General features: G+C 33.9%; 18 protein-coding genes. 1 reads left to right on the top strand and 17 read right to left on the bottom strand.

Annotation, left to right across the window (positions count from 1 at the left end):
* Positions 1 to 165 precede the first annotated feature (165 nt).
* The 9 genes from NK213_RS02580 to thiI form a co-directional block, all read right to left on the bottom strand.
* Complete coding sequence (locus NK213_RS02580) at positions 166 to 1,089, bottom strand: ADP-ribosylglycohydrolase family protein (RefSeq protein ID WP_253346387.1); 924 nt, start codon at positions 1,087 to 1,089, stop codon at positions 166 to 168.
* 305 nt (positions 1,090 to 1,394) lie between these two features.
* A complete protein-coding gene (locus NK213_RS02575) occupies positions 1,395 to 2,114 on the bottom strand; it encodes a hypothetical protein (RefSeq protein WP_253346386.1) in 720 nt (239 codons plus the stop codon).
* 16 nt (positions 2,115 to 2,130) lie between these two features.
* Entirely contained in the window at positions 2,131 to 3,192 is a 1,062-nt protein-coding gene (mnmA, locus tag NK213_RS02570; protein WP_253346385.1) for a tRNA 2-thiouridine(34) synthase MnmA, read from the bottom strand.
* Positions 3,193 to 3,217: 25 nt separating this feature from the next.
* On the bottom strand, positions 3,218 to 5,815 hold the full coding sequence (gene leuS, locus NK213_RS02565) for a leucine--tRNA ligase (RefSeq protein WP_253346384.1): 2,598 nt from the start codon (positions 5,813 to 5,815) through the stop codon (positions 3,218 to 3,220).
* 180 nt (positions 5,816 to 5,995) lie between these two features.
* Positions 5,996 to 7,045: a flavodoxin-dependent (E)-4-hydroxy-3-methylbut-2-enyl-diphosphate synthase gene (ispG, locus tag NK213_RS02560; protein WP_253346383.1), complete on the bottom strand. Its 1,050-nt coding sequence runs from the start codon at positions 7,043 to 7,045 to the stop codon at positions 5,996 to 5,998.
* Between the two features lie 113 nt (positions 7,046 to 7,158).
* On the bottom strand, positions 7,159 to 7,908 hold the full coding sequence (locus NK213_RS02555; RefSeq protein WP_253346382.1) for a murein L,D-transpeptidase family protein: 750 nt from the start codon (positions 7,906 to 7,908) through the stop codon (positions 7,159 to 7,161).
* Complete coding sequence (locus NK213_RS02550; protein WP_253346381.1) at positions 7,908 to 9,197, bottom strand: DNA recombination protein RmuC; 1,290 nt, start codon at positions 9,195 to 9,197, stop codon at positions 7,908 to 7,910. The genes NK213_RS02555 and NK213_RS02550 overlap by 1 nt, the downstream gene beginning before the upstream one ends.
* 90 nt (positions 9,198 to 9,287) lie before the next feature.
* Positions 9,288 to 10,562, bottom strand: coding sequence for a YhjD/YihY/BrkB family envelope integrity protein (locus NK213_RS02545; protein ID WP_253346380.1), 1,275 nt, complete (start codon positions 10,560 to 10,562; stop codon positions 9,288 to 9,290).
* A 32-nt stretch (positions 10,563 to 10,594) separates the two neighbouring features.
* Positions 10,595 to 11,761: a tRNA uracil 4-sulfurtransferase ThiI gene (gene thiI, locus NK213_RS02540; RefSeq protein ID WP_253346379.1), complete on the bottom strand. Its 1,167-nt coding sequence runs from the start codon at positions 11,759 to 11,761 to the stop codon at positions 10,595 to 10,597.
* Between the two features lie 302 nt (positions 11,762 to 12,063).
* Between thiI and NK213_RS02535 the strand changes: the two genes are divergently transcribed.
* The gene (locus NK213_RS02535) at positions 12,064 to 12,666 is read left to right on the top strand and encodes a TetR/AcrR family transcriptional regulator (protein ID WP_253346378.1); all 603 of its coding nucleotides are present in this window, start codon (positions 12,064 to 12,066) and stop codon (positions 12,664 to 12,666) included.
* Positions 12,667 to 12,744: 78 nt separating this feature from the next.
* On the opposite strand, the gene NK213_RS02530 is transcribed toward NK213_RS02535, so the two are convergent.
* The 8 genes from NK213_RS02530 to NK213_RS02495 form a co-directional block, all read right to left on the bottom strand.
* Complete coding sequence (locus tag NK213_RS02530) at positions 12,745 to 13,428, bottom strand: C40 family peptidase (protein WP_253346377.1); 684 nt, start codon at positions 13,426 to 13,428, stop codon at positions 12,745 to 12,747.
* A gap of 269 nt (positions 13,429 to 13,697) precedes the next feature.
* Positions 13,698 to 17,600, bottom strand: a complete 3,903-nt coding sequence (locus NK213_RS02525; protein WP_253346376.1) for an autotransporter outer membrane beta-barrel domain-containing protein — start codon at positions 17,598 to 17,600, stop codon at positions 13,698 to 13,700.
* Between the two features lie 714 nt (positions 17,601 to 18,314).
* Positions 18,315 to 18,854 carry an OmpA family protein gene (locus NK213_RS02520; RefSeq protein WP_253346375.1) on the bottom strand — a complete coding sequence of 180 codons (540 nt, stop codon included), beginning with the start codon at positions 18,852 to 18,854 and terminating at the stop codon, positions 18,315 to 18,317.
* Positions 18,851 to 19,048, bottom strand: coding sequence for a hypothetical protein (locus NK213_RS02515; protein ID WP_253346374.1), 198 nt, complete (start codon positions 19,046 to 19,048; stop codon positions 18,851 to 18,853). The genes NK213_RS02520 and NK213_RS02515 overlap by 4 nt, the downstream gene beginning before the upstream one ends.
* 23 nt (positions 19,049 to 19,071) lie before the next feature.
* Positions 19,072 to 19,350, bottom strand: a complete 279-nt coding sequence (locus NK213_RS02510; RefSeq protein WP_253346373.1) for a hypothetical protein — start codon at positions 19,348 to 19,350, stop codon at positions 19,072 to 19,074.
* A gap of 24 nt (positions 19,351 to 19,374) precedes the next feature.
* Positions 19,375 to 19,518 carry a hypothetical protein gene (locus NK213_RS02505; RefSeq protein WP_253346372.1) on the bottom strand — a complete coding sequence of 48 codons (144 nt, stop codon included), beginning with the start codon at positions 19,516 to 19,518 and terminating at the stop codon, positions 19,375 to 19,377.
* 10 nt (positions 19,519 to 19,528) lie between these two features.
* Positions 19,529 to 19,774, bottom strand: coding sequence for an FAD-I family protein (locus NK213_RS02500; protein WP_253346371.1), 246 nt, complete (start codon positions 19,772 to 19,774; stop codon positions 19,529 to 19,531).
* Between the two features lie 395 nt (positions 19,775 to 20,169).
* Entirely contained in the window at positions 20,170 to 20,547 is a 378-nt protein-coding gene (locus tag NK213_RS02495; protein WP_253346370.1) for an adhesion protein FadA, read from the bottom strand.
* Positions 20,548 to 20,592: the final 45 nt, after the last annotated feature.

The following is a 20,592-nucleotide window of genomic DNA, read 5'->3' as shown; positions in this document are numbered from 1 at the left end:
TTGCTGTCTATTTTGTGATACTCATTTTTTTATTTAAAAATTCTTCTTTTTTTCCTTGACATTTTATAACTGGTCTAAATTTATGTCTTATATTATATATTACCATAATAGAGACACATTAGTAAAATTAATAAAAAATATTTTCACTATAAAATTTACTTATTTTTAAGAGTAGTTAGCAAGAAGTTTCTCAACAACATTTTTCCCTTTCAAAAGTCTCAGCCAATCTTCAGGTATAGAGTCATATCCATAATGTATCCCTGCTATACCTCCTGCTATAGCTGCTACTGTATCAGTGTCATTGCCAAGTAATACAGAATTTATTATTACATCTTTATAGTTATTCTGTTCGAATAATACATCACGTACGCTTCTCAGCGTATCCAGCACATAACCCGTTCCTTTTCCTTTTATGTTATAATCCAGCGGTCTCAGTCTCTCATTGAAATAATAGAGATGCTCTGTCTGCCCTTCATATATCTTCTGAAGTTTTTCGGCAGATTTTTCATATGATTCTTTTATACTTCCGCCTTTTGCTGTTTCTCTTACCCATAGACTGTAAAAGGCACAGCATACCTGCGGAATGATATCCCCGTGAGTAATCATAGACTGCAGATGTGCATATTCCACTATTTTATCCTCTTCATGATTACTATATAACCCTAACGGAAATACACGCATAAGAGAACCGTTTCCTCTTCCGTTTTTTACCACCATACCGGATGTCAGAGGATTCTTTGTTTTGCTGTACTCCGAAAGCGATCTTGATGTCTGTACCCCTACATCAAAAACTTTCTGATTCACAGCCATATACCCTTTTTCATACCAAGCCAGAAGCTTTTTAGCCAGATTATTTATGTTAAAATTTCTGCATTCCATGAGACTCGCAAGCATGCAAAGCATTTGCGCCCCATCATCCGACCATGTTCCGGGTTTTACTTCTTTATGCGATCTGTTAAACTTTTTGGGAGGTATCATATCTATTTTTTCCAGTCTTCTGAGTTTTTCAGAAGTACAAAACTCATATGGAACCCCAACAGCATCACCGATCAAATATCCGTAAATCCCGCTCTTCATTTTCTCTCTCATTCTTCATACTCCCACAATTTGAATTTTTCAACCAATATGCCTAAATGTGTAAAATCCCGTTTTATTATACCTTTAGTTATTTAATGCCAAAAAACAGCTTCAAAATACAGATATAAATCATGCATACATCCTTATATTACCATTTTTCCACAATTTTGTCAGTCATTTTTTTAGGAATATTACATATTTTTTATTCTTATGTTATTTCTAAATACATTTGTAATTAAAAACTCAATATTATCAATGATAGAAGATACTTCAATATTTTTTTATTAACCATATTTTTATTTTCATGTAGTACGACTTTACGAATTTTTCCTTAAATATAATTCATTATAATAATTTGCCATAAAGAGAAAAAGCATCGGGACAAGAAATATATAAGCGATCCCCCTTGTCATATCCGCGGCATACTTTAAAAGGGCAAAAAATATATATAAGACTGCGAGATTAAATATATCAATGAATCTAAACAAAAGGACGCTTTCCCTGATTACTTCCCAGACATTATAGTGAGAATTATCTATTATCACAAAAAACACAAGCGAGTAAAATAAAATCACAAATAACGGGATAAAATCCATAATAATTTCTATATATTGATTCATATATATATTTCCACTGATTGCTGCTCCTCTGTCTGGAAAAACAAATGCCATAAAAAAAAGCATTATAACTGATAAAAAATATCCAATTATTAAAAAAATTCCTGTTATTGTAAGATTATAATTTTTCCTTAGTATAATAAATCCATAATTTTCATTTCTGCTTATTTTCAAAAAATAATCATAAACGCCGAAAATCAGAATAGACCCTAATAATAAAGTTATCAAAGAACTTAATATAAATCTTAGAGTAAAAAAACTGTCACCTGAAGTTGAGTGTATAAAAAATTCAAGGGGAGTATAAATCATAGATCCCCTCTCGAAAAACCAGTACATTATAAGGCACAGAAGAGATGCCTTAAAAAAGTTATTTTTATAATCATCAAATGTTTTGCTGAAAACCTCAAAGATATTAATCATGCTAAAAAACCTCCCGCTAAAATTTATGAAACTCTATCTCTCCGCCTCCGATAAGTACATTGTCAAGATAAAAGACTATATGCTGTCCTTCTGCATTTTCTGCATTTTCATTATCAAAAATAAAGTAAACTTCCTTATTTTCCACAATAATTCCGCCTGATAATCCCTTACTGGAAAATCTCGGCCTTGCAATAATTGTCTTTCCAGCTGCACTTTCCAGTTCTATATTAAATTTATAATTTATTACTCTCACAGACTTTCTCATCAAATCTTGAAATTCTCCAAGAATTATCATATTTTTCTCAGGTATAATATCAGTTATAAAATACATCTTCCCCAGATTAAGCCCGAGACCTCTTCTCTGACCTATTGTAAACAACTGATATCCCCTGTGTTTCCCCAGAACTTTTCCGTCTTTATCACAAAACAAACCTTCTTTTATCTCTATTTCTTTCCGGCTTTTCAAAAATTCTTCGTAACCTTTTGGTGCAAAACAAATTCCCTGACTGTCAGGTTTTGAGTGAATTTTTATTCCTGCTTCCTTTGCTATTTCACGTATTTCTTTTTTATTATATCCTGAAAGAGGAAACAGCATTCTTGAAAGAGTATTCATATCAAGCCTGTAAAGCATATATGTCTGATCTTTGGTATTTTCATTGTCCCATACAAGCCTGTTTTCTGATGTTTTGCCTGAATAATGACCTGTTGCTATATATTCGGCCCCCATCTTATCTGCAATTTCCACAAGTTTTTTTATTTTTATCTTTTCATCGCATATAACACAAGGTGAGGGAGTTTTTCCCTCATTATACATTTTTATAAAATAATCTATTACCTCTTTTTGAAATTCTTCTGATACATCAATGGTATAATGGGGAATTTCCAAATGACTGCATACATTTTTTGCGTCAGTTATATCATCAATGGAACAGCAGGTTTTTCCGCCGCTTTCAGATAATTCATCAGGGAGATGTTTCAAAGTTATTCCTATTACTTCATATCCCTGCTTTTTTAAAAAAAGAGCAGCGGCCGAACTATCTATGCCGCCGCTCATTCCTACTATAACTTTATTTTTCATATTTTCTTTCCTGTTTTGTTTTTTGTTATTTTACTACGATATTTACCAGTTTATTAGGAACTACTATAACCTTTACTATTTCCTTGCCTTCTGTAAACTTTTGGGCCTTTTCCGAATCAAGCGCTATTTTTTCCAGCTCTTCCTTAGGTGTATTAACATCTGCCAGAATAGTATCTCTCAGCTTTCCGTTTACCTGAACTACAAGGTTAATCTTAGTTTCTTTTGTTAATTCCTCAATATATCCCGGCCATTCTTCAAGAAAAGAATATCCTTCCCTTCCAGAAGCAGTCCATAGTTCATCAGCCATATGCGGTGCAAAAGGAGATAACATTAATATTATCTTTTCCAGCACTTCTTTCCATATCTTTTTTGATTCACTGCTGATATTTCCAGTATCAATAACCTTTTGTCTGTATGTTGTCATATCATTCAAAAGTTCCATCAATGCAGCTATTGCCGTATTAAAGTGAAAATTATCCTCCATACTTTCAGTTACTTTCTTTACTGTCTGATGAAGTTTTTTCTGTATTTCCGAATCCTCGCTATTTCTCTTGCCGTGATCTATCTCACCGTTTTCTGTGAATTCTTTTGTATCTTCTATTAATAAAAATAATCTGTTCAAAAATCTGTATGCCCCTGCAAGACCGTTCATATTCCATTCCAGTTCTTTTTCAGGCGGCGCTGCAAACAGTGTAAATACTCTGGCAGAATCAGCCCCGTATTCTTTTACTATTACTTCAGGGTCTACTCCGTTATTCTTAGACTTAGACATTTTCTCTATTTTTACTACCAGTTCTTCGCCTGTTCTTTTTGAATATGCTTTATCTGTCTTTGTATCCACATTTACATCTTCTTCAAAATAGAATTTTCTCTCTTCATTTGAGTAATATGAAGGCCCAAGAACCATTCCCTGTGTAAGCAGTCTTTTGAACGGCTCGTTTGTGCTGAGAAGTCCCATATCTCTCAGTACTTTATGAAAAAATCTGGCATAAAGCAAATGCATTACAGCATGCTCTACCCCGCCGACATACTGGTCTACAGGAGTCCAGTTATCTGCATCTGTTTTATCAAAAGGTGCTGTTTCCAGATTTGGATTCAAAAATCTCAAATAATACCATGAAGAATCCACAAATGTATCCATTGTATCTGTTTCTCTTTTAGCTGTTCCGCCGCATACAGGACATGCTGCACTTTTGAATTCCTCAGAAGTTTCCAAAGGATTTCCCACTCCTGTAAATTCTATATCCATAGGAAGTTTTACAGGGAGATTTTCTATTTTTTCCATAACAAGACCGCATTTTTCGCAGTATAATGCAGGTATCGGCGTTCCCCAGTATCTTTGTCTGCTTAAAAGCCAGTCATGAAGTCTGTAATTTACAGTTCTTAATCCGCCTTCTATTTTTTCAAGATGTTCTGAAATAGCCGCTTTTGCATCATTATTTTTCATTCCGTTAAACTTATCAGAATTAACAAGCAGTCCTTCACCTGTATAAGCCTGTTTCATTGTGCTGATATCCAGTGTTTCTCCTTCTGGCTCTATAACTATTTTAAGAGGCATACTATACTTTCCTGCAAACAAAAAATCTCTTTCATCATGTGCAGGAACCGCCATTACAGCTCCAGTTCCATAATCCATCAAAACGTAATTCCCTACCCATAAAGGAAGTTTTTCTCCGTTTATAGGATTAGTAACATATTTTCCTGTAAAAAATCCTTCTTTTTCTTTATCTTCTGCTGTTCTTTCTATTTTATCCTCATTTATCATCGCATCATTTTTAGCTTTTAATTCAGGATTATCTCTAAGAATTATGTCTTCTACCACAGGATGCTCAGGAGCTAACACTACATATGTCACTCCATATAATGTATCCGGTCTTGTAGTAAATGCAGGTATTTTTGTTTCACCGTCATCAAGTACAAAGTCTATTTCAGTCCCGTATGATTTCCCAATCCAGTTTCTCTGCATTGTAATTACCTTTTCAGGCCAGTTTCCGGCAAGTTCTTCATGGCTCTGAAGCAATTCCTCCGAATAATCAGTAATCTTAAAATACCACTGATCAAGTTCTTTTTGTATAACATCAGTTTTAGAATGTCTCCAGCACTTTCCATCTTCCACCTGTTCATTTGCCAAAACTGTATTACACTCAGGACACCAGTTAACATAAGACCTTTTCTTATATACCAGACCTTTTTCATACATTTTTACAAACATCCACTGATTCCATTTATAGTAGTTTTCCTGATATGTAGCCAGCTCACGTGACCAGTCATGGGATATTCCCATTAACTTCAGCTGTCTCTTCATATTATCTATATTTTTACGGGTCCATTCTCCCGGGTGTGCTTTATTTTCAATAGCCGCATTTTCAGCAGGCAGCCCGAAACTATCCCATCCAAACGGATGAAGTACATTAAAGCCCTTCATTTTTTTATATCTGGCAATGGCATCACCTATAGTATAATTTCTAAGATGCCCTACATGCAGCTTCCCCGACGGGTAGGCAAACATTTCCAAAGTGTAGTAGTTTTCCTTATCGCTGACATTTTCACTTTTAAAGATATTATCTTTTTCCCATTGTAACTGCCATTTGTTTTCTATTTCTTTTGGATTGTACTCTCTCATGAAACTCCCTTTCCATAATTTTTATTTTTTATCTTAATAATAACATAATTTGACTTTTTACACAAGGAAACTGTAACAAAAAGTACATTTCACAGTATCCGGAATTTTTTCTGTGATTTCCTGTAAAATAAAACCGGCTCCTGACCAGATACCGGCTTTATTATATAACAGCTTTTATCATTACTTTTTCATATCTTCCTCAATCATTTTTTTCAGTTCTTCCAAAGCTTCTGATTCAGCTACTTTTTTTACTATCTCCCCTTTTTTAAACAAAACAGTTACCTGCTTCCCGCCGGCTATTCCGTAGTCTGCTTCCCTTGCTTCACCGGGGCCGTTTACCACACATCCCATTACTGCTATGTCAATATTATAATTTTTATCTTTAAATTCCTTTTCTACCTGTTTTGCAAGGCCGATAAGATCAATTTCCGTTCTTCCGCAAGTGGGACATGAAACTATATCTACTCCCTCATCTATATAACCAGCTACTTTTAGAATGGTTTTCGCCACTCCGATCTCTTCTACCGGATTTTCAGTAAGGGAAACTCTTATCGTATCGCCTATTCCTCTTAATAAAAGCCCGCCTATTCCCATTGCACTTTTTATGCTTCCTCTTTCCATGGTACCGGCTTCTGTTACGCCGAGATGAAGAGGATAGTCTGTTTCCTGCGACATTTTTACATATGCATCATACATTGTTTTTACATTACTTGATTTCAGAGAAATCACAATATCTTCAAAACCGTATTTTTCCAGAAGTCTCACATGAAACATTGCACTTTCCACCATTGCTTCCGGTGTAGGATGTCCGTATTTCATCAAAAGATGTTTTTCCAGAGATCCTGAATTTATTCCGATTCTTATCGGGATATTTCTTCTTTTGGCTTCATCTGCCACCAGTTTTACTTTTCCCTCGTCACCTATGTTTCCGGGATTTATTCTGATCTTGTCTATTCCGTTTTCCATTGCCGCAAGGGCTAATCTATAGTCAAAATGTATATCTGCTACCAGCGGAACTCCGGGCACCTCTTGTTTTATTGCCTTAACTGCTTCTGCATCATACTTGTCTTTCACTGCCATTCTTACTATATGGCACCCTGCACTTGCCAGTTCCTTTATCTGTTTTACCGTGGCATCTACATCTTTTGTTTCAGTGTTTGTCATTGATTGTATTGCTATAGGATTTCCGCCGCCTATTAATACATTTCCTATTTTTACTATCCGGCTCATTTCTCCTCCTTACATCATGTAATTTTTTCTGATAAATCAGATTATACCTTTTTTGTATTTTTGTCAAGAGGTACATTCATTTTTTACTCTGCTCAAAGCTTAGGCTGAATAAATTACGGCGCCAGTTTGTATTTCTTATTCTCCACTATTACTTTCGGCGGTATTTTATTTTTCTCAAAATAATCATAACCAAATTTTATCTCTTCCCAAAAGCTGTAGTATTCCGAATTCTTATGCCTTTTCATATTAGCCTGTTTCATCTTAAACGGGAAAACATCCACATTTATTTTTTCCTGCCCTTTATTCAATGTTTTCTCTACTATTCCGTAAATTTCCTCTATATATTTATCAGTCATGGCATAACATCCTATAGATACACAGTTTCCGTGAATCATAATCAGGCTTCCGGTATAGCCGTGACTTTTGTCATATTCATTTGGATATCCAATATTAAATGAAAGGTGATACGAGCTGTTTGGATTTAAAAATGATTTTTTGGTGTAATAGAATCCTTCGGGACTTTTTTTGTCGCCTTCTTTTTTCTTCGGTCCAAGTCCTCCGGAAAAAGTACATATATCAAATACTTTATATAGACTATACGTACCTTTGTCATTCTTTATCCACATTTCCAGCTCTTTTTCTTCTTTAAATACTCTTATATATAAAGGATTTCCTATTTTCACATCTTCCTGTCCCGCTTTTTCTTCATTTCCGGAACTCTCCTTTTCTTTATCCATAAGACTTATAGTGCTGATAATATCTTCTCCTCCGTCCATTACTTTTTCAAAGCTTATTTTCTTGCTGACTCCCAGAAAAACCAGAAGAAATATGCCAAAAACGACTATTTTTCCTTTCTTCCCCATTAATCCTCCTTGTCTGACTCAGATTCAGATATCATTATTTCTGACTTTTCTCCCAGTTTTACAGTAGATATCTGATCGAATCTCTTGCTTATTTTATTTGAAGTAGTTGTGATATCTTTTACGTCTTTATGTACTCTGTCTATATCTCTTTCAAGATTACTCCATCTTTTCTGATATCTGTCAAATTCCTGTCCTAATCTGAGCAATTCTTCCTGTATCACATGGGCGTATTTTTCTCTTTCCACATTTACCATTACCACCTGAAGCGTAGTAAGTACAGACATTAAAGTAGTCGGTGATGCAAGCCATACTTTCTTCTTGTGGGAATATTCTATTATTTCCTGATGATACGCATTTATTTCGGCAAATATAGCCTCGGCAGGAAGAAACATTATAGCCTGATCTGCTGTTTCACCTGATACAATATATTTTCCCGAAATATCATCAATATGCTTTCTGAGATTTATTCCGAATTCTTTTTTGGCAAGCTCTCTCTGTGATTCCTCAAGGTTCTTGTCAAACATACGTTTATAGTTTTCCAGAGGAAACTTGGAATCTATACAGATTGTCCCCACAGGTTCCGGCGCAAAAACTGCCGCATCTGTGATTACCCCTGTGGAAAGTTTGTACTGAAGTGAAAAAACCCTGTCATTTCTCTCGCCAAAAACTGTTTTTAATATCTGATTCAGCTGTATTTCCCCGAAAATACCCCTGCTCTTTTTATCAGTAAGCACATCCTGCAATGATATAATATTCGTAGAAAGAGAGTCTATTTTCTTCTGTGCTTCATCTATTTTGCTGAGTCTTTCTATTATGCTGTTAAATGTTTTTGTTGTCTGCTCGAATCCTTTCGAAAGTCTTTCTTCTACTTTCAGATTCAGCATATCAAGCCTTGATTCTATTTTCAGGTTTAACTGCTCAAAATCCTTATTCATGCTGGTTTTAAATTCATCTTTAAATATATTGATATCCTTTGTAAGAATTCTGTTATTTTCTGCTGAGGTATTAGTAAGATTCTGGCTGAAATCTCCGAATTTCATAAGCAGATTTTCATTATTTCCCGAAAGATTTTTATTTACATCCTGCAAACCTTCAAGAAGTGTATTTTTACTCTTCAAAGCAAGATTACTTTCCATCTGCATAAATATTTCTTTTTCATTTTCTATATTCTTTATTAAAAGCTCTGTAACTTCTGAACTTTCTGCCGCTCTTTTTTTATTTTGGAAAAAAATACCAAATAATTGTATCAGAATAACAATTATTATTAAAACCACTATTATTATTTCCATATCATCTCCTGATGTTTTTTCTGAATTTAAATTTAAAATAACAAATGTAATATTGCCTGTATTTACTCTCTGCTATATCACAAAGCAAAATTATTTATCTATATCTTTTATTAGTTTTTCATTTTTACAAATTATATCTTCCTGTATATTTTTCAATATCGGCTTATATTTTTTGCTTATTTCCACATCTTCATACAACTGCATATTCCTGATCTCCATTTTGTTCAGCAGCATATCCAGCGTGAGAACTGCGGGGTCAACAGAAATCTGATATTTATCATCATCGCTGTCATTAACTATTTCATTGACTATTTCTATATCTTCAAGACTGTTTATTATATCTCTCATTACAGGAACTTCCACTCCCAGTTCTTTGGCAAGCTCTCTGCTGCTGTACGGCGTCTCACCCTCATGAAATCTTTTTGATATACAGTAAACCGCCAGTATGGAAAGTTCTTTTTTCAGCTTTATAGGCATTTCATCTGCATTTCTGTTTACACTGTATTTTTCAAGATTCTGGCTCGAAAAACTTATTTGTGCGCCAACCAGTACAGACATCCAGATATACTGAACCCATATAAGGAATATAGGAATAAATGATAAACTTCCATATATTGCATTATATTTCGAAATTGTAGACTGAACATGAAAAAATACAAATTTTAGAACGAAAAACATTATCGTTGTGGATATTCCAGCAACAAGAGCCGGTTTGAACTTAACCTTTGTATTCGGGACTATAATATAAATAGATGTAAACAGCAATATTATAATCAAAAATCCTGCAAAATTAAGAAACAGCGGTACACCTGTACTGAATAAAAATCCTTTTGCCAGCATCCTCAGATAATGTGTAAGAAAAGATATTGTCGCCAATACCACTGCAAAAAATATAGGCCCTAAAAAAACAATAGCCACATAGTCTATCATTCTTCTTACAATGGATCTGTCCCTTTTTACTTTCCAGATTCTGTTAAAAGCATTTTCCAGCATCAGCAGCAGTTTCAGTATTGTCCACAAAAGGATAACTACTCCGACACCTGTAAGGACACTTCCTTTAGTGGAGTCAATAAGTCTTTTTGCCATGTCTATAATCATAGAGGCGCCCTCTTTGCTTTCAGGAAACATAGAGTATATCTTTTCCTCAAAAAACATATCTATCCCGAATCCTTTGGTTATACCCAGAGTAAGAGCTATTACGGGAATTACAGCCAGTATGGAATAATATGTCAGTGAAGCTGTCCAAAGCTGTGTCTGGCTGTCATTATAGTTTCTGTATACAGTTATTACAAGAAGTATCTGCTTTTCAAAATGCTCTTTAAAAGTCTTGACTCTGTTATATATTTTCTCTACTTTCTTTTTCACGGCCTCACCTGCTCTTCAAAAATTCGTTGCGATTATTCAAAAGTAAAAATTTCCATATTATTATATATTTCTTCCATAAGTTCATTATAATCTTCGATTTTTTCCTCTTCAATCAGTACATTTTCCAGCTTTGGATTAGTCACGGGATGTTTTGGTGCAAAAATCACACATGAATCCTCATATGGTTCTATTGATTTTTCATATGTATCTATCTCTGTAGCAATATTTATAATCTCAGTCTTATCCATACCTATAAGCGGTCTGAAAACGGGAATATCCTTTACTGAAGCATTGGTACATGTAAGTCCGCCTATTGTCTGGCTCGCCACCTGACCAAGACTTTCCCCTGTTATTAAGGCACCGAATCCTCTGTCTTTAGCAAGTCTTTCTGCCAGTCTCATCATCACTCTTCTTGTAAGAATAGTAGCCAGATCTTTATTAGTTTTCTGATTTATTTCCTGCTGTATTTTTAGTATATTCATTGAAAAAAGTCTTGTCTTTGGTATATAAAGCGACAGAATTTCAGAAAGATCCTTTACTTTTTCCAATGCCTGAGTGCTGGTAAACGGAAAACTGTGAAATGTAACAGCATTTACAAACATTCCTCTTTTTGCCATCATAAAAGCAGCTACCGGACTGTCTATTCCTCCTGAAAGAAGCACCAGTCCTTTTCCTGTAGTTCCTAGAGGAAGTCCGCCGTATGTTTTTATTTTTTCAGTGCAGATATATGTACTGTTTCTTATCTCAAGATATATTGTTACATCTGCATTTTTCATTTTCACATGTTCAAACTTGCTGTTTACAAGAATATGTCCGCCCAGCTCTTTTGCAAAATCCATTGATTTTTTCTGGAATTTTTTATTATTTCTTTTTACGTCTACCTTAAAATTTCTTGCTCCGCTGTCATAAGCCCTTTCAGCAATTTCCAAAACAGCTTTCTTTATCTCGTCTTCATCATTTTCCACACGGACAGACGGTGAAATAAGCACTATCCCAAATATTTTTTTTATTTTTCTTATTATTTCGTCTATATTTTCCTGATCTGACAATATATATAATTTTGAACTGTCTATTGTCAATTTATAATCTGTTCCTTTTAGTATATTTCTTATTCTTGTGTTCAGTATTCTCTCAAAATTTCCTCTGTTTTTTCCTTTTAAAGCCAGTTCTCCGTAGCTTATCCCTAAAGCATTATACATTTTATACCCTCTTTACTATATTTTTATCTAATTATATCATAGAATGGAAATGGTTTAAATATTTTATATGCTTATACTTTTTTTTTGAAAATTTTTTTTACTTAATATACAAAAATTTTTTTATTTTTTCTTAGAACTTAAATACACATAAATTCACCATAAGTTCAATTTTTAGAATGACTATCCTAAATATCTGCAAATTTTATCTTGACTTTATTTGAGTTTTGAATTATTATTCAATCAACAGAAAGATTTTACTAAATAGTAAGCTTTTAAAAATATGAAGGAGATTTTAAGGAGAAATGATAGAAACAAAAGATAAAATTTTGTTAGGAATGCTGGATTTAATTGCTGAAACAGGATTGGAGAAAGCATCTATAGGGAGATTATGCAAAAAAATAAAGGTCAGTCCGGGGAATGTATATTTTTATTTCGCCAGTAAGGTAGAGTTGCTGAATACACTTTACCATTATTGTATTGCCGATTTAATGGAGTCACTGAATCTGGAAACCTATATAAATATTTCCAAAGAAGCAGAGTATTCAGAATATACTACTCTTATGGAGAAACTGGTAAAAAATATCATTATTTTTTACAGGGCAAATCCTAATATGCTGAACTTTGTTATAACTTCAAAAAGTTCTTGCTATCTTTCCGATGAGATAAAAAAAGGACGTTTTAAGGGAACTGTTACTCTTAATTCATTCTGGGAGAAAAGTATAGACAGAGGAATTATTAAAGATGTAAGTACAGAGTTTATACTTGCTTTCATGCTGGGTGTTGTTTACGAATTTATGAAAGAAGACATTATTTTCCAGAATATTTCACTGGATGACAATAAGATCGATATGCTGAATGATCTTATCTGGTCTGGACTGCTTGTAGAAAACAGGGTTATATCATAACTTTGATAATATAATAAAGGCTGTATCAAAATGAATACATTTTCATTTTAATACAGCTTCTTTAATTTCCAATATATTTTATCTGCCTGCTTTTAATCTTTTTGCTTTTCTGAGTGCTCTTATTATTTTTATTACTATGAGCAGCATAATAAAACTACCGGCAAAAATCACAGCTAAGTCCACAGGGCTTAAATGGAAAGCTTTTTTAGGAATAATAAGCGTGCCGTTTGGATTAACAGGAGTATAGCCGTTGTTTTTCAAAATCTGTGCAGCACTCGTAGCTCCCAGATATCTTTTACTTTTTGATAAATCCGTAACCCTTCTTACTACCCCGAAAATTGTTCCTCTTGCGTCTATTACCTCTACCCTGCCTTTGCCGAGATTCCTTATTACTATTCCCACATGCCCTGTTGTCGTGGATACAAGAGGTGAGAAGTGAACTATATCTCCGGGTTTCAGGGATTCGTAATCATCCTTTTCCATTTTCTGTCCGCTGCTGTTATACAGACCTCTTGCCGTTGTCCCGTAATCTGATTTTTTACCTGAAATAGATGTTATTCCTACCTCTCTCAATCCTCTGCTTATGAAGCTCGAACAGTCATAAGTATTTTCACCCCAGCGGTTTTCCATACTATAATCTGCCCCTACTTTGGAAGAAGCCCAGTTTATTAATTCCTGTCTGAATTTAGTCTCATCATAAGTTTTTTTTGAAAAACAAAATATACTAACTGCTAAAAATAAAAATACGCAAACTTTTTTCAAATTACCCTCCTGTTATTACTTTTTATATTTATATTTCTTTAATTATATATAATTAAATTACCACTTTATTTTTATATAGAACTTCTTCTTAATTATAATAAAAAACAGAAATCAAGTCCAGTATTTTAGTAAATAATAAATCTGGATATTTAACAGCACAAAATATCTGTTCCATTCTAATTCATTCTAAATACAAAAGACTGCACCGAATTTCTTCTGATACAGTCTTATTATTCATGCTAATATCTTCAAATTAACTTTATTTTCTCCTAAAAATAAACCTTGAAACCTAAACTCATTTTATCATTACCTGAATCATTAAGTACTTCTTTTTTATACTGTCCATAAAAGACCAGTTCTCTGTTATAGTTATACTCAAGCCCTATACCCAGATCCAGATTTCCTCTTTCAGAATCTCTTGATTCCACAAAAAATGCATTATCAAAAGCTTCCAATCCTATATTTCTTACTTTATAAGGATTTGCCGTCTCATATGAATAAAGCACTGACGGCACTAATTTTAATTTTGTATTATTATTTTCATATAATCCTAAATCTGCTCTTATCCCGGCTTTAGGCCTTACAGATGTTCCTGATGCAGAATCCACTCTCAGATTATAACCCGCAGCACCGCTTTCATTATATGAATTCTGGTGCAGATAACTCACATTCAACCCTACTAAAGGTATCACGCTTATTCTTTTATTTACATCATATGTATATTCCAGATTTGTGTCAATTCTTGCAGACCATGAATCAAAGTTACCATTGAGTTCGGTATAGCTTTTATCATATGTCAGTTTTCTCTTTGTATCAGTATTTCCGTAATTATACCCCAGAATATTACGCCATCTCAGACCGTCTGTAAGTTCTATCTCCAATGCTCCCTTTAATGAAAGAGTATCTGTTTTCTGATTTGAATTTCCATCATCTTTATAATCAATATCAGAACTAAGATATCCTGCAAAACCTCCGGCAGATATCTTATTGTTGATTTTTTTCATCATTCCGAATATTACACCGGCTTCTCTGTTTTTATAACCAAGAAAATCACCGTCATTGTCAGAATCTTCCTTACCTCCGAGAATATTTACATATACTCCTTTATCTGCTGATCTGTCTCTGTTCTCAAGAAGATCATTTACACCATTTTCCAGTACGCGGTTTCTGTTGAATTCCTGATACATCAGATTACTTACTATACTTCTTCCAGTCAGCTCGTTTTCTGCTGTTAATGCCCTATCTTTGGAAGTTACACTCACTTTCAGTGAATTATATATTTTATTTTTCCCTTCAATATCTCCTGTTTCGCTATAATTTTCTTCCAGTATTTTTCCGAATTCACTGCTAAACACTTCGGAAAAATCTTTTCTTTCCATTACTATATCATATTTTCCGCTGGAATTTTTTTCCAGTTTTCCTGTAAATAAAAGTGAATCTGATATTAATGATCCTTCACCTTCTACTTTTTCAGTATTCAGATTTCTTAGTGTAAATTTATCACTAAAAGAATCAGTAGTTCCGGCAGCATTCACATATAAGTCCCCAGCTAAATCCACGCTGTCTGCATTTATAGTTCCTGTTTTTGTATCAAGCACGAATTTTCCTGTTTCCTCTACTGTAAATGTTCCGTATGCTGATATAGTTCCGGCATTTACAAGTGTAGATGTAGAATCTATGTTATATGCTTTTCCTGCTGAGTTGCTGTTTGCGGCACCGGTACTCTGCTTATCGCTGTAATCAGTATTTCCCTGTGTTACAGCTGCATTGCCGTTCAAAATTATCTGAGAATTCTGAGCTATTTGTACCACACTGTTCCCCATAGCTTTTATTCCTGTGACATTATTCCCGTCTACTCTGATAATACCGTTATTTATAAAGACCGCATTATTATTTATATGTACTCCGATCTTATTATCCCCTGTCAGATAAATAGTTCCCTCGTTTATACCAGTAGCATTATTCAGATGCATTCCATAATCACCTGTATTTTTTATTGTTCCTTTATTTACCACATGTGCACCATTAATCCCGTAAAGTCCGGAATTCCCGTTATTTGCTATCACTCCTGATAATCCGTTAACAGCCTGTGAACCTGCTCCTGTTGCCTGCATACCATAAGTCCCTGTATTTTCTATTCTTCCGTTATTGATTATCGTCCCGGCATTTGTAGTATACATTCCGTTTGTTCCCTGATTTTTTATAATACCGTTATTTGTACCTAATGAATTAGATCCTGCCACAATACCATAATTCCCTGTATTTTCTATTATCCCTGTAGAATCATTCAGAACTTCGGAATTAGTGGTAGCATACATACCATGTGTTCCGTCATTTTTTATTGTTCCGTAATTTATTCCTTTAGAATTTACTGCTGTAGTATAAATACCATATGTACTTGTATTTTCTATTGTTCCGCTGTTTATCCCCAATCCGCCGTTAATCACATAGATTCCACTCATACCGTCATTTTTTACAATCCCTTTATTTTCGGCCTTTGAACCAGAAGCTACAGCAATTCCGTAGTTCCCTTGATTCTCTATTATTCCTGAAGTATCATTCAAAGCTTCGGAATTTCCTGTGACAAACATTCCGTTTGTTCCAGTATTTGCTATTGTACCGCTGTTCACTGCATATGAATAATTTATTGTACGTATCCCGTAATCTCCTGTATTCCTAATTATACCGCTGTTTGTACCTTCTGCATAATTAGAAATATAGAAACCGTTATTTCCTGTATTTTCCACTGACCCGTTATTTATAGCTATACTTCCGAGACCGTCAGCTGCCATTCCTGTATCTCCAGAATTTTTCACGATTCCGCCTGCGGTATTTTGTGCTTTTGCACCGGAAACTGCATACATTCCATATGTTCCCGTATTTTCTATTGTTCCGCCGTTTTCTATTACAGCATTGTTCCATTCTGCATACATTCCATAATCTCCGGCATTCTTGACTGTTCCTTTATTCGAAGCCTTTGAAGATGTTCCTGCCGTATTTAAGACTGCTATTCCGTAATCTCCGTTATTCTGTACTATTCCTGCTGTATTATTAAGAATTTCAGAGTCTGAATCAGCATATATTCCGTACATCCCAGTATTTTCCATACTGCTGTTATTTTCAAAATATGAATTATCCAGAACTTTCGCACCGTAATCTCCTGTATTTCTTACTGTTCCGTTATTAGTTCCTTTTGCACCGCCTGTAAGATTTATTCCGGTATCTCCTGTGTTTTCTACTATTCCGTCGTTTATAACTGTACTGTTTAATCCGGAACCGCCCATTCCTATGTTACCTGAATTCTTCACTGTTCCTTCATTAACTGATTTTGCACCCGATTCAGAAAGCATACCATAATTCCCGATATTTTCTATTACTCCCTTATTCAAAGCCGAACTGCTGTTACCTGCAGAATACATCCCGAAATCCATTCCGTTTTTTATCACTCCGCCGGCATTATTTGTTATTTCTCCGCCGTTCGCTGCCATTCCGTAATTACCGGTATTTTCAATAACTCCGCTGTTAGCAGCTGTACTATTTTCAGTTGCTGCAAAAATACCATAATCTCCTGTACTGGAAATTATTCCTGTGCCGCTATTGTGCGCATTGCCGTTTTCCAGATATATGCCGTAATCCCCGGCGTTCTCTATTATATTGTTATTTTGTATCTCTGCGCCGCTCTTTCCTCTGATTCCCCCGTGAGTTCCGGCTACAGTTCCGTTATTGATAAAAACTGCATTTTCCTCGGCTTCTACTGAAAAATTCTCAGCTCCTGTTCCTGTAAAAGTGGAATCCAGTATTTTATCATTCACTACTTCCGTATTCAGATCAGTCAGCCATAAAGCTGCTTTATCAGTGGAAAATATATCATTTGAAACTGTGTAATAAAGTCTGTCGCCCGCATTTTCTTTCCATGCTTTAATCACATTGTCTTCTTTGACTACAGCTATAGGATCCGGAATAGGTAATACCGGTTTTTCTTCCTCTTCTCCGGAACCATCTGATTCTTTAGAGTTAGAGGTATATGTTGACTTTGTATTTTTCTTAAATTTATAGTATGATCCCCATAATAAAAATTCATCTATCTTATTAAAACTATCTTGTGTCCCCATACTTACCGCAGGTGCCAAAACCAAAATAAAAGCTCCCACCTTTAAAAAATTATTTTTCATGATTATGTCTCCTCCTTTCAAAGCACATAAAAAAACCATATAAACACTGTAAGAGACTATATATGCTTATACAAAAAATCAACGAAATCTATTTTTATAATTTACAAAAATAACATTTCAGAATTTATTTTTTTAAGTGAAACTGCCTGTTTTTTATTGAAAGATTTTTATATGATAAGAAGAAACTGAATTTTTACTGTAAATATCTGCAAATACAATTTTATAAAATCCCATTTACTGAATAGATCATTCGCTCTAATAGTTTTGATACTTTAATATTTGTAATTTTTTTTTATTATAATTAAATAATCACAATATCTAACTTCTATTTTATAATTTCCATTTTTTGATTAAGCATTCAATTTATTAGAATAGAAAAAAATTTAATTTTCATTTTTGTATCATAGAATCCACTGACAACCCTTTTTTACAATTTCTCGGGGTTTCTTCCATAAATTTTATATAAATTAATTATCAAACCTAAAATTTTTAGACAATTTATTAAATTATACTTATTTTTCAGAATTTGTCAATAATAAAATTCTTTACATGTTTATATTTACTGAAAAATGTAGCATTACCAAGAATATATTTTTTATATTATAAAAACATTTTTTTTGCAATATTGTAATTTTTACATTTTTTGGATTTTCATAATTAAGTCTTTAAAATAAAAAATCCCTCAAAAATAATTTTTTCAGGGATTTTTTATTTTTACTTTACGAGTTCCAGTTCTATTCTTCTGTTCATCGCTCTTCCTTCCGGATTATCCTTACCATCAGGTCTTGTATTTGGAGCTATTGGATCACTTTCTCCTAATCCTCTTACTCCGGCTATATCATTCTCATTTAATCCAAATTCTAAAAGTTTTATCTTTACTGCTTCTGCTCTTCTTAACGAAAGTTTTTCATTATACTCTGCACTTCCTTTAGAATCGGTATGTCCTGTTATACTTACTCTCATACTGCTGCTTTTTATCACCTTTACTGCTTCTCTTAATTCTCCGTAATACTCTGGTTTTACCCTGCTGTCATCAAAATCAAAAAACAGCTTATCTTCACCCAGTCTTATTACTTTCTTTTCTTCTTTTACTTCTTTCTTTTCCATGGCAGGTTCTGCTTTTTCCTCTATCAGCTCCACTTCCATTGCATTTATTCTTATAGTATCATTTCTCATCTGCTTTGTGGTAAAAGGTCTCGCTGCTGCCTGAACAGAAAGAACTGTTAATAACAATACCGGTATTAATCTTTTCATCTGTCCGCCTCCTTTTCCAGAGGGACTCTTCTTGTTGTTCCGTTTATTTCCCCCTTAGGCACTGTTTTTCCCTCTACACTATTCAGATATTCCTCATTTTTATCCATTCTCTGTCTGTTGTATTCTACCAGAGCCTTATTCGTAGAGCAGGATACCATAAGTAAGAATGCAGACAATAATATAATTTTTTTCATATTTTCTCCTCTTTTTGAGATTACTATTTTATTGTTTTCTTTATATCTCTCATTTTTATTTTGTTTAGTTCTTTGAGTTCTGCTTCTTCTCTTTCCACACTTCTCACTACTCTTTTATAAAAATCAACTTTTTCCTGCATATGGGCAAGCTCCTGTTCTGCTTTTTCCACTTTTGTCAAAGAGATTTTCTCTTCTTCCAGAATCTGTACTTCTTCTATGCCGTAGGCTTCCTCTTCTGCGGCAAATCCTGCAATTCCCAGTAAGAATCCCAGAAGACCGTATATAAAAATTTTCTTTTTCATATTATTTTTCTCCTCTCGCTTCTGTTATTCCTTTACCTGATTTTCCCACAAATACTGTTCTGTGTTATTCACACGTTCTTTGGTATCTTCTATTGTTCTCTTAGTCTCCCCGGAAGTACAGGCTGTCATCATAAACAGAACCATTCCTGATAAAAAAATTTTTTTCATAATTTCTCCTTTATTCTAATCTCAAATCCTTCATTGTCTGTGAATATTTTTCTTCCAGCTCGTCCAGCTTTATTTCAGATGTTTTATAATCTTCTATATTTTTATTTATTTCATTTACTCTTTTCTCTATTCTGTCTATTTCAGCCTGCATTTTCTGACTCTCGGTTTTCTTTGCTTTTCTTATTTTCGGAGCTGACAGTGAAGTCTGTCCTGCGGAAAATATCAGCAATACTGATAACATTATTATTTTTTTCATAATTTTTCCTCTTTTCTCCATATAAAACGGAACTTTATTCATATTTCTCAAGATAAAGATATTACACATTTCGCAGTTATTATATCTTTTCAGATCTGTTCTGCAACAAGGCTGACGGATTTTTTTAAAAACGGATGTTTATAATATCTGTTACTGCTATCTGAAAGCATATGCTGCTTACATTCGAACAAGGGCATTTATATTTAAAAAACTTGAAAATATATTTTTCGGGTTTTGGGGAATCCGGTAAATAACTATTTTAAGTAAAGAAGTGTAATTCAATCTATTTGTAACCTGATTAAATTATATTTCCGCATCTTCTGCAAAACAGATCCAAAAAAGATACAATACCGCAAAATTATCATTATCTGTTTTTACTTTTTAAAAACTATATTTTACTCATCCACAGTTTCTGCTGTTATTCCAAGACCTCTGTTAACTATTGCCAGTTCTCTCTCTTTTTTTTCTATTTCTTTTTCAAGATCAGTCTGAACTGATTCATATTTTTTCAGTATTTCCTTATATTCATCCCTGTACCATCTTACTTCCGAATCCATTTTAAGTTTTTCTGTTATCTCTGTTCTGCTGTTATAATTCCCCTGCAATTCTGCAAGTTCTGCTTCCAGCTTTTCCTTTCTTCTGCTGAGCCTGTCTTTTCTCTGTTCCTCAGCTTTTTCCATTTTTTCGGCTTCTTTTGTTATTGTTGATGTTCGTGTATAAGCATAACCCCATGTACTTAGACCTATCATTAAACATATCAATAATTTTCTCATTTTTCCTCCTGTCGGCTTTTTTCCGAAAGCAGAAACATTCCGGAT

The organism is Sebaldella sp. S0638 (genome assembly GCF_024158605.1).
Lineage (GTDB): Bacteria > Fusobacteriota > Fusobacteriia > Fusobacteriales > Leptotrichiaceae > Sebaldella.
The sequence above is the reverse complement of the archived record's forward strand: the minus strand, read 5'-3'. Positions and strand labels throughout refer to the sequence as shown.